General features: G+C 40.6%; 11 protein-coding genes and 1 pseudogene. 8 read left to right on the plus strand and 4 right to left on the minus strand.

The window, feature by feature from the left end; translation table 11 throughout:
* Positions 1-30 precede the first annotated feature (30 nt).
* From AC075J_RS15745 to AC075J_RS15775, 7 genes and pseudogenes are all read left to right on the plus strand, one after another.
* Positions 31-333: an SIR2 family NAD-dependent protein deacylase gene (locus AC075J_RS15745; RefSeq protein ID WP_182448119.1), complete on the plus strand. Its 303-nt coding sequence runs from the start codon at positions 31-33 to the stop codon at positions 331-333.
* A complete protein-coding gene (locus AC075J_RS15750) occupies positions 314-874 on the plus strand; it encodes a hypothetical protein (protein ID WP_182448118.1) in 561 nt (186 codons plus the stop codon). The genes AC075J_RS15745 and AC075J_RS15750 overlap by 20 nt, the downstream gene beginning before the upstream one ends.
* A 250-nt stretch (positions 875-1,124) precedes the next feature.
* Positions 1,125-1,352 (plus strand): hypothetical protein, encoded by a 228-nt coding sequence (locus AC075J_RS15755; RefSeq protein ID WP_118338533.1) that lies wholly within the window; start codon positions 1,125-1,127, stop codon positions 1,350-1,352.
* Between the two features lie 8 nt (positions 1,353-1,360).
* Positions 1,361-1,777, plus strand: a pseudogene (locus AC075J_RS15760) (conjugal transfer protein); the annotation flags it as partial.
* Positions 1,778-2,421: 644 nt separating this feature from the next.
* Positions 2,422-2,889, plus strand: a complete 468-nt coding sequence (locus AC075J_RS15765) for an Hsp20/alpha crystallin family protein (protein WP_008705428.1) — start codon at positions 2,422-2,424, stop codon at positions 2,887-2,889.
* A 187-nt stretch (positions 2,890-3,076) separates the two neighbouring features.
* Positions 3,077-3,544, plus strand: coding sequence for an Hsp20/alpha crystallin family protein (locus tag AC075J_RS15770; protein ID WP_118330446.1), 468 nt, complete (start codon positions 3,077-3,079; stop codon positions 3,542-3,544).
* Between the two features lie 125 nt (positions 3,545-3,669).
* Positions 3,670-4,821: a DnaJ C-terminal domain-containing protein gene (locus tag AC075J_RS15775; protein WP_476390484.1), complete on the plus strand. Its 1,152-nt coding sequence runs from the start codon at positions 3,670-3,672 to the stop codon at positions 4,819-4,821.
* Positions 4,822-4,970: 149 nt separating this feature from the next.
* Here AC075J_RS15775 and nudC read toward each other — a convergent pair whose 3' ends face one another.
* The gene (gene nudC / locus AC075J_RS15780) at positions 4,971-5,819 is read right to left on the minus strand and encodes an NAD(+) diphosphatase (protein WP_026649297.1); all 849 of its coding nucleotides are present in this window, start codon (positions 5,817-5,819) and stop codon (positions 4,971-4,973) included.
* A 518-nt stretch (positions 5,820-6,337) separates the two neighbouring features.
* Between nudC and AC075J_RS15785 the strand changes: the two genes are divergently transcribed.
* Positions 6,338-7,468, plus strand: coding sequence for an Ldh family oxidoreductase (locus AC075J_RS15785; RefSeq protein ID WP_055200266.1), 1,131 nt, complete (start codon positions 6,338-6,340; stop codon positions 7,466-7,468).
* Positions 7,469-7,633: 165 nt separating this feature from the next.
* Here AC075J_RS15785 and AC075J_RS15790 read toward each other — a convergent pair whose 3' ends face one another.
* From AC075J_RS15790 to AC075J_RS15800, 3 genes are all read right to left on the minus strand, one after another.
* Positions 7,634-8,080, minus strand: coding sequence for a phosphate-starvation-inducible PsiE family protein (locus AC075J_RS15790; protein ID WP_008705419.1), 447 nt, complete (start codon positions 8,078-8,080; stop codon positions 7,634-7,636).
* Positions 8,081-8,156: 76 nt separating this feature from the next.
* Positions 8,157-9,125, minus strand: coding sequence for an SH3 domain-containing protein (locus AC075J_RS15795; protein WP_055200264.1), 969 nt, complete (start codon positions 9,123-9,125; stop codon positions 8,157-8,159).
* 46 nt (positions 9,126-9,171) lie between these two features.
* A complete protein-coding gene (locus tag AC075J_RS15800) occupies positions 9,172-10,098 on the minus strand; it encodes a serine hydrolase (RefSeq protein ID WP_055200262.1) in 927 nt (308 codons plus the stop codon).
* Between the last annotated feature and the right edge of the window lie 381 nt (positions 10,099-10,479).

Consider the following 10,479-nt stretch of genomic DNA (forward strand, 5'->3'; position numbering starts at 1 on the left):
TTAAAACGGATTATACTAGTATTTTCACAGTTGCAAGGAATTGCGGAAATCTATAAAATTCATGGTTCTGTACAAAATCCAGAATCCATTGTCATTAACAAAGCAGATTATCAGAAATTTTATGACAAAGGAAAATATCTTGCCGCAAAATTGATGACGATTTTTATGGAATATCCGATTATTTTCATAGGTTACTCTATTTCAGATTCAGATATTCAGGCGATTCTTAGCGATGTTGTGGAATGTTTGCCATTGGATAAAATAGAAATTTTACAAAAAAGATTTATTTTTGTTGAATATAATCTGGATTTCATTGGAAGATGGTCGTATTGATGAAAATATGCTTGCACTTTCGATTGGTTTAACAACGACCGGTGTATATGGTTTAGCAAGAGCAGTAAATTCTGAACAATGGTATAGAAACATTATTTTACACGATTCGTTATATTCATGCGAGCAATTATTAGAATTTGTTTATCCAGAGCTTGCAAAACAAAATTCCTGGAAATTGCCGGTGTGGTATTATATTTCAAAATCTAATATGAAAAGCGAATTGGCAGAAGAAAAAGCCCCACATTCATATACTGAAATTGTCACAGAATCAACAATTAAACGTAATCGTTCTGCAATTGGAGAAAGAACAGCATGGGAAGTATGGACACAAGAAAAAGATAGTTTAATGAAGGCAATTCGTTTGCTTGGGTGTATGCCAGAAGAAAAAATAGATGTAAATCAGTATCGAAGTATTTTGCAAGCAATATTTACAGAGAACAACAATATTTTAAGTTCTTTAGATAGTCCGAATCGTAGTAATCTTCACAGAATGATTAGGATATATGATTTTCTGGAATATGGACAAAAAAAGACCCCGTGATTCAAGCATCTGCAAGCAGACACCATCACGGAGACCCCGGACAGCTGGAATACAGGCAACATAGCATCTGTAAACAGACACCATCACGGATGCACTATAAACCTATACTCATTATATGAGGTAAGCTATTTTTTGTCAACAACCAGATCTTGGATAAAGAAGGAAAGAGAACCATGATTATAGAAGAAATTTATGCAGGTGTAGCGATAAGTACCATATATTTGAAAGTACAGAGGGAAGATAATGCAGCATGGATACAGACAAAATAATACAAGATTTAAATCGCAGATTTGCTGTATTTCTGCCTGAGTTTTATCAGCGTCGTATCATTTTCTGGTACGATGAAGATAAGAAATTTGAGGATAAACTGGATGAAGTGGTTTTGGAAAATGCAAAGGTGATTGAGCTGACTGGGAATAATGTGTTTTGTCGGAATCTATATGAAGCTCGGAGAACTAATGAGTATGTTCAGTCTTAATGCCAATGACAGCCAGCGTGACCGTTCATGTGGATAAGGACGGTGCAATGGCCATTACCCAGAATCCGACACTTGCTCCAGCAGTACAGAAATCAAAGCATGAGCCGAAAGAACAGGAAACCGATGTCCGTCGTGTCAGCTCTGATACAGTCAAGGACGCTACCGTTTTCTTGGAAACATTCTTTAAGCTGTACCCGACAGCTGCGGAAAAGGAACTTGCCTATTATGTCAAAGACGGAGTGCTTGCTCCTGTTTCTGGCGACTATGTATTTTCAGAACTGGTAAACCCTGTCTTTAGCAAAGATGGCGATAACCTCAAGGTCAGTGTGTCTGTGAAGTATCTGGATAATAAGTCGAAAATGACACAAATCTCACAGTATGAGCTTGTATTACATAAGAACGATAACTGTAAGATCGTAGAATAAATATTACGGCAGAATAGTATACAACAAAACAGAGTAATGTGGACATCCGTTTAGCACCGACCGTAGCGGAGCGAAGAACATTCAGATGCACAGATCACAATGAATGTCTACAATCATATTGCAGAGAAGTCTCACGTGGAAAATGAGATGTCTAAAATGAATCTGCCGGAAACTGTACCTGCTGTGGTATAAACCATAAGCCGTTGTCGTAAAATGTGGTAAGAAAATCAGACGAATATATTTTTCCAAGAATTTGTCGTAAAAATGTGGTCAAATCAAGAAAATTGAGTGCGAAAGAGAATGTTACGCCATGCACAGCGAGGGAATTTATTCCCTCGCTGTCGCCCTATAAAATAGCAAAAATAGACGCCCTTGCAAGTAAACTTGCAGGGCGTTATTTTTGCTATTTTGCATGGCTCGTAGCGTTCACAAATTCTTCACAAAATAATTAGCACTCACCTCTTGACAGTGCTAATAATAAGTGTTATATTACAGCTAGAACAAAGGAAGGGGAACAAAAAGAGAACAAAGAAATAAGTTCTATGAGATTCCTGATAACCTAAGTTCCAAAGAAACAAGGTAAAGATGCATAACTGAGAGTCCATCACATGTAGATGAACGGTATAGAAAAGGAGAGATGACTTATGTTGATGCCGAGTATTTTTGGAGAAAATTTATTTGATGACTTTTTTGGAGATTTTCCATTTTATTATGATGACAGAGCAATGAAAGATACAGAGAAGAAACTTTACGGACGCAGAGCCAGCCATATAATGAAAACCGATATCAAGGAAACTGATAAAGGTTATGAACTGGTCGTAGATCTTCCTGGATTTACCAAAGATGAAGTTAAGGCTGATCTGGAGAATGGTTATCTGACTATCAGTGCTGAGAAAGGTCTGGACAAAGATGAGCAGGAGAAAGAGACAGGACGTTATATCCGTAAGGAACGTTACGCAGGTGCCTGCAGCCGTAGCTTCTATGTAGGTAAAGAAGTTGAGAAAGAAGACATTAAAGCAGAATTCAAACATGGTATCCTCACATTATTTGTACCAAAGAAAGAAGCAAAACCAGCAGTAGAACAGAAGAAAACAATTGCCATTGAAGGCTGATGAATAAAAATATTCTGACTGACCCGTTGAGGGTCAGCCAGAGATTAAAAACAGATATAAAAATAAAAGCTTGCGCTAAAAGATTGAAGATAAAAGGTTGAAAAAACCTGTAAAGATAGATTTGGAAAGTAAATCTGGTGAACAGATTTGACATATATAAAATATATTAGAAAAGGAGATATGACTTATGTTAATGCCTAGTATTTTTGGAGAAAATTTATTTGATGACTTTTTTGGAGATTTCCCATTCTATTATGATGACAGAGCAATGAAAGATGCAGAGAAGAAACTTTATGGACATAAAGCAAATCATGTAATGAAAACTGATATCAAGGAAATGAATAACGGATACGAACTGGTTGTAGATCTTCCAGGATTTAAGAAAGATGAAGTTCATGCAGCACTTGAAAATGGTTATCTGACCATCAGTGCAGAGAAAGGCCTGGATAAAGATGAGAAGGAAAAAGAGACAGGACGTTATATCCGCAGAGAACGTTATTCAGGTGCCTGCAGTCGTAGCTTCTATGTAGGTAAAGAAGTACATCAGGACGACATCAAAGCAGAATTCAAACATGGTATCCTGACATTATTTGTTCCGAAGAAAGAAGCAAAGCCAGCAGTGGAACAGAAGCACAGCATCTCCATTGAAGGATAATAGATGTTAAGTTACAGCAACGGGAGGTCAAATCTTTTGGCTTCCCGTTGTTTGCATAATGAGGATTGCAGAAATATGAAGTCAGGAATGATTGCGTTAGAATGTGTTTATGAGGGAAGGTGATGATATTGAAAAGAGACTACTATGAAGTTCTTGGCGTGAACAAAAACGCAGATGCAGCAACGATTAAGAAAGCATACAGAAAACTGGCCAAGAAATATCATCCGGACAGTAATGAGGGAAATGCTTCGGCAGCAGAGCATTTTAAGGAAGTAAATGAAGCCTATGATGTTCTGAGTGATGAGAAGAAACGTAAACTGTATGATCAGTTTGGCCACGCTGCTTTTGAAGAAGGTGCCGGTAATTATGGAAACGCACAGGGAAGTCCTTTTGGCAGTGGCTTTGGCGGAGCACAGGGCAATCCATTTGGCGGTGGTTTCCATGGCTCGTACAGTGATGGCAATGGTTATCATGAATATCATTTTGAGAATGGCGAAGATATGGATGATATCCTGAAGAACATCTTTGGTGGTGGATTTAAGAAGAGTAAATCATCCGGTGGTTTTGGAAGCAGCGGTTTCGGTGGCAGTGGATTTCACGGAAGTGGTTTTGACGGATTCGGAAGCAATGGAACTGGCAGCTTCGGCAGTGGCTTTGGTACAGGTGGAAGTGATTTCCGCAGTCAGGGCTTTGGTGGTTCTTACAGCAGTAAAGGTGAGGATCTTCATGCAGAGGTTACTGTCAGCTTTGATGAAGCTGCTTTTGGCGGTAAGAAGGTTATTCGCCTGCAGAGCAGCAACGGTGGCGTCCAGAATTACGAAGTCAATATTCCGGCAGGTATTGAATCCGGTAAATCTATCAGACTTAAAGGAAAAGGATATCCGGGAGTCGGCGGAGGTGAAGCCGGTGACCTGCTTCTGAAAGTAAATGTTCAGGATAAACTGGGATATAAACGGGAAGGCAGAGATGTTTATACAACTGTAAATATCCCATTTACAACAGCAGTATTTGGCGGTGAGGCGAAGGTTCACACTATTTACGGTGATGTTCTCTGTAACATTAAACCGGGTACTCAGTCCGGAATGAAGATACGTCTGAGAGGCAAAGGTATCGTTGCAATGAATAATCCGTCGGTACACGGTGATGAATATGCAACTGTACAGATTGAAGTTCCGACAAATCTGACACCGGAAGCAAGACGGAAACTGAAAGAATTTGAGCAGGAATGTAATGGAAGCCACAGAAGCCGTGGATTTGGCAGCGGGAGTGCGGCGTGAAGAGTAATCAGAAATATTTTTGAGAATATAGTGAAGCAATTTTACAGAGAAACGAAAAGGATACATGCACAGTAACATTACCGTGTATGTATCCTTTTAGCATAATAGGGAAAAATATTCTATGAGCTTTTTCTGATATAGAATATTGTTTATCTGGGTTCTTTTCCATCACGGAAGAGCATCATCATTTCCTTGGTCAGGCTGATATTATTGCCCTGATCCGGGATTTTATCACGTTCTACCCACTGTGCCATGGAGAGCTCTTCATGGTCAACGGTCAGGGTATCATCGCCGTCCACATCACAGAAGAATCCGAAAAGCAGGGTACCGCTGAAGGACCATGGCTGGCTTTTGTAATAGCGGAGATTCTTTACCTTAAGGCCAACTTCCTCCATTACTTCTCTGTGAACAGTTTCTTCAATGGTTTCTCCGATTTCTGCAAAGCCTGCGATAAGGGCGTAACGCTTAAATCTGCGGCCCTCATATTTGGAAAGAATGATTTTATCTCCGTTTGTGATTCCTACGATTACTGCAGGACACAGGACAGGGTACTCCTGATTGCCGCAGGAAGGGCATTCCATCATACGTTCTTTTTGGCTGTGCAGCATTGGCTTTCCACAGCAGCCGCAGAACCGGCGCTTGCTGTACCACTGGAAAAGCTGATGTCCTGTAACTCCTGCAAATGCCAGATGCTGTGGTCGGGCTGTCCGAAGATTTCGTATATCCTGGAATTCGTAATCTGGAAGAAGGGTGGTATCCAATTCCGGGATCAGATAGAAACGCTGATCATCGATAGAAAACAGATAAATATACTTGCTGTAGAGATCTGAAACTTTTTCCTCCAGATCCTGAAAACGTGGAAAATAAATATCTGCTTCCCGTTCCTGATGTGGAAGAAGAATACTGCCTTTTTCGTAGGCAAGGATAAAACTGTTCTTATCCGGGGCAGAAGGTTTGTATTCGTTGTGGTAAGTGTGTGGTGCGATATCCTGAATCATAGTAATGTTCCTTTTCTGTTACTGCCGCCGCAGAGTTGTTCTGTGAAATATATTACAGGTGCGGAAGTGAGCAGTAATCTATTATTTATTAAATGAGCAGGCAATCCTGCAGGCAGGATTGCCTGTACATAGTATATTACGGCAGTTTTAGAAAAACAAGAGAAGATGTCCAATTGCCGCAGGCAATCTGGAATGAATTGTTACTGTTCACTGGTGATATCCCGCGAGGTGTTTTTTGTGAGCGAAGGTCACAGAAAACCCGAGACATACCGTGCGAATTTATGCGATTAGCATAAATTGAGTTTGCAAAGCGTGTTGCTGAGAACGGAGTGAACAGTAACATTTTGGCTTGCATGCCTCGGGATATTACCAGGGAACAATAATACAGTAACATAAGAAATACTGAAAAAAATAAAAAACGTATTGCACTTTGAAAATGAGAGTGGTATAATCAACTTAACAAATTGGTAATACCAAAAACGGAATGAGTAATACTTGAATGGAGGGATTTTACAGTTATGGGATATGTAAAATGGAGTTATGACACATTAAATACTTTTTGCCACGACGTATTTCGTAAATTTGGTTTTAATGAAGAAGAGACGAATATCATCAAGGATGTTTTGCTTACCGCAGATCTGTACGGGATTGAAAGTCATGGAATGCAGAGAATGGTAAGATATGATAAAGGAATTGAGAAGGGAACCATCCATCCGGATGCGAAACCTGAGGTCGTATTTGAGACACCTGTATCAGCAGTGATCGACGGACATGACGGTATGGGACAGCTGATTTCCCATTTTGCAATGGAGAAAGCTATTGAGAAGGCGAAGAAAACAGGTGTTGGATTTGTATCTGTAAGAAACTCCAATCATTTCGGTATTGCAGGATATTATGCGGAAATGGCTTCCAAACAGGGCTTACTTGGTATGGCATGTACCAACTCGGAAGCAATCATGGTACCTACCTTTGGACGAAAAGCAATGCTTGGTTCCAATCCCATTGCAGTGGCAATGCCGGCAGAACCTTATCCATTCCTTTTTGACTGCTCCACAACAGTAGTTACCAGAGGAAAACTGGAAATGTATAATAAGATGGGAAAACCACTTCCACAGGGCTGGGCTCTGGGAGCAAATGGTCAGGAAAGCACAGATGCCCCGGATGTACTTGCCAATATTGTTGCCAAGAGGGGCGGCGGAATCATGCCACTTGGTGGTAATAAAGAGGTAAACGGAAGTCATAAGGGTTACGGTTATGGAATGCTCTGCGAGATTTTCAGCTCCATCTTTTCCATGGGTGTTACTTCTGATAAATGCTGTACATTTAAAGACAAGACAGGTATCTGTCATGGATTTGCTGCCATTGATCCCGCAATCTTCGGAAATGCAGATGATATCAGGGCACATTTTTCCGAATATCTGGAAACTCTTCGTCAGAGTCCAAAGGCAGAAGGCGCAGAGCAGATTTATACTCATGGTGAGAAGGAAGTATTTGCAGAAAAAGAGCGCAGAGAGAATGGCATTCCTGTAAATGACAACACTATGGTTGAGCTTGCCAACCTCTGCAATTATCTGAAGGTTGATTTTGACTCTTACTTCAAGGGCTATGAACTGCCGAAGGACAGTAAGTTCTTTAGTGGTAATTATTAAATAAGCGCCCATCATGCTGATAACCATAACTATAGAATATATCATATAAAATTACTTTTTTTGAGACGCCCGTTTATCAGCATGTGGAAATAAAAAGAAACTGCATAATCAGATACGACCGGTAGAATTTACAGATCGTATCTGCTATGCAGTTTTTTGTTTTCTTTAATTTTCTTCAGTATTCTTCGGACAGTTATGAGCATTCATGTCATCGTTGTCTGTCATAAGATATTTGCGGATCGCAAACAGAACTGCGATACTGAGTACGCCAAGAAGAGTTTCTGCTGGCCCGAGGTGTTCGACTACCATCTGGCGTGCTGTGGCAAACATCAGAACCTCAACAACTGTCTGTGCGGAATGCTGGCAGAGCATTTTTACAAATTCCACGCCTACTACCAGAGACAAAGCCTGGGAAAGGAAAGTGCTGAAAAATTCTGTATCCATGGACATAACAGAAGTATCTGCAACCTCCATGATCAGCCGGAAGCCTGCCAGTGCGATCACCAGCAGAATTACCATAGAAAGAGCAATTTCCGCGTAACGTGAAATATTGTAAATGATTGTGTTAAAGTGTTTACGAATGTTATGGTTAACCTGTCGTTTGGGGCTCATAACTGTGAGTCCTTTCTGTTTTGTTGTATATAGTGAATGTAAAGAAGCGTAACTGTTTATAGTGTTACGAAAAAGATTAATATAAATAATCTTTATTTACATAACCATATTTGCAGAGTTTCTGGGAGTAAATATACCAGTACTGTGCATCAGTTGTATCCACAAGCTGAACTGTATCGCCGGAATATAACTGTCCGATCTCGTTGGAAGAGTCGTAAGCCTTCGCAGAGCGCAGAGCCAGATAACCGGTAGCAACACTGACTGTTCTGGTGGCATATGTGGTTGTTCCGCCAATCAGATAATCTTTATTTACATATCCGTTTTTTCCTAACTTCTGAGAGTAAACGTACCAGTACTGGGAATCGCTGGTGTCGATAAGCTGAACTGTATCGCCGGAATACAGCTGTCCGATCTCATTGGAGGAATCATAAGCTTTTGCGGAACGCAGAGCCAGATAACCCTTGGCAACACTGACAGTCCTTGAATCTCCGGAAGAACTCTGTGCACTGGCAGCAGTATCGCCACTGTAATATAAGTAATCTTTATTTACATAGCCGGATAAGTTCAGTTTCGGAGAATAGACATACCAGTACTGAGGATCACTGCTGTCAGAAACTGTTACAGTATCACCGGAGTATAACTGTCCGATCTCGTTGGAAGAGTCATAAGCCTTTGTAGAACGCAAAGCCAGATAACCCTTGGCAACACTGACAGTATAAGAACCGGACGAACTTGTCGGCTGTGATGAGAGGAAATACAGGTAATCGTTATTTACGTATCCGGATAAGTTCAGTTTTGGAGAATAGACGTACCAGTAATCACTGGTGGTATATTCTGTAACTTCAACAGTATCACCGGAATACAGCTCGCCGATCTCGTTGGAGGAATCATAATCCATGGCAGAGCGCAGAGCCAGATATCCTTTACTTACACCTACCTGATAAGTGTCAGATGCCATAACGGTCTGTGAGCTGCAGGGTACAGATACAGCAGCAATCGTAGCTGCAAGAATCATGGGAATTGCAATATTTTTTCTTTTTTTCATAGTGAACCCCTCCTTTGGGTTATTATGTACTTTGAGAGTACATTATTTAATTATAGTAATCGTAAATCGTTCTGCTTAAGGTAGCGATCGTATTCTGTGCGGAACCGGCACTTGAGAGATTCTGGGACATAAATACGATTACTACGTCATTTTTGGAATCATAGATGATTCCGGCATCATTTTCCACGTTGTCAAGTTCTCCGGTTTTATTTGCGGTTTTGACTCCTTCCGGAAGCTGTGCGGGAATTTTGTTACAGCGTGTCTGTGCCTTGAGCAGATTAAACATATCAGCGGCATGGGTGTAGCCGGATGTATCCTGTTTATAAATCTCCTGCAGGAGATGACCACAGTCTCCTACAGATGTGTAGTTATCATCATTCTCATTGCTGGCAAGGAGCATACGTCCCATGTGAGTCTGGTCATAGCCATGTGCCTGGCAGAAACTGTTGACAGCCTGCATACCTGCTGCGGAATCGCCGCCGCCAAGATAAGTTGTCAGGGTATTGGCTGCATCATTATCGCTGACTGTGATCATGGAGTACAGATTGGAGTCTACAGAATCCCTGCCGTATTGTCCGGTTATCTGATCATAATTCTCGTAGACAGCTCCCATGATATAGAGCTTGATCAGGCTTGCAGCCTGCATTTTCTGATCATTAAGACTGCCCTCGGTTCCATTTACAAGATCGGATATGAAAACAGCCCAGGTTCCGTTTTCAGCGGGAAGCTGACTTTGAACCTGTTTTAAAATTGTCTCCAGTTTCTCATCTGTGACTGGTTCTGAAGATGTGCCTGCCCCGGAACCGTTAAAGACGCTTTCAGAACTCTCTGAAGATGAAGAAGGGGAAAGCATTCCCTGACCTTCTACGGATGTTTCCGCGGCCTCTGCATTTTCAGCAGCATGACTGCTGTATGCAGGAGTAACAAGAAGGCTGAGCGATAGCAGAGGTATTAATAATTTTTTTGAAAACATTGTGTTCACCACCTGTTAAATATTTACTGTAAAACATTCGGAATCTGTTGATCTGTTATATAAATCGTATTTCTTCATGTTTAGATAAATCAGGTTTAAAAGTCTTATTGTGCACAAATGATTTTAAAATCTGATATCTGTATGTACAAAATTATACAGTGTTTAGAGTTGTGTTACAAGTGTATTTACGGTTGATTTTAAAATTTATTATATGGCTGCCGGTTACTGTTGGCACAATACTTGAGATGCATTCATACAATTTGTAGGAATACGGGCGTGAAAAATCCGCATATCTGATTATATATTTTGGATTGTATAAATGCTACAATAAAATCATCGTAAACGAGATAAAGAACGACAAATTAAACAAACAAATGTGGG

The organism is Blautia sp. ZXY-1-C6, from assembly GCF_056339875.1.

Coding starts and splice junctions, on each gene's coding strand:
- AC075J_RS15755 (WP_118338533.1), top strand. CDS start 1,125: ATGGATACAGACAAAATAATACAAGATTTAAATCGCAGATTTGCTGTA.
- AC075J_RS15765 (WP_008705428.1), top strand. CDS start 2,422: ATGTTGATGCCGAGTATTTTTGGAGAAAATTTATTTGATGACTTTTTT.
- AC075J_RS15770 (WP_118330446.1), top strand. CDS start 3,077: ATGTTAATGCCTAGTATTTTTGGAGAAAATTTATTTGATGACTTTTTT.
- nudC (WP_026649297.1), bottom strand. CDS start 5,819: ATGATTCAGGATATCGCACCACACACTTACCACAACGAATACAAACCT.
- AC075J_RS15785 (WP_055200266.1), top strand. CDS start 6,338: ATGGGATATGTAAAATGGAGTTATGACACATTAAATACTTTTTGCCAC.
- AC075J_RS15790 (WP_008705419.1), bottom strand. CDS start 8,080: ATGAGCCCCAAACGACAGGTTAACCATAACATTCGTAAACACTTTAAC.
- AC075J_RS15795 (WP_055200264.1), bottom strand. CDS start 9,125: ATGAAAAAAAGAAAAAATATTGCAATTCCCATGATTCTTGCAGCTACG.
- AC075J_RS15800 (WP_055200262.1), bottom strand. CDS start 10,098: ATGTTTTCAAAAAAATTATTAATACCTCTGCTATCGCTCAGCCTTCTT.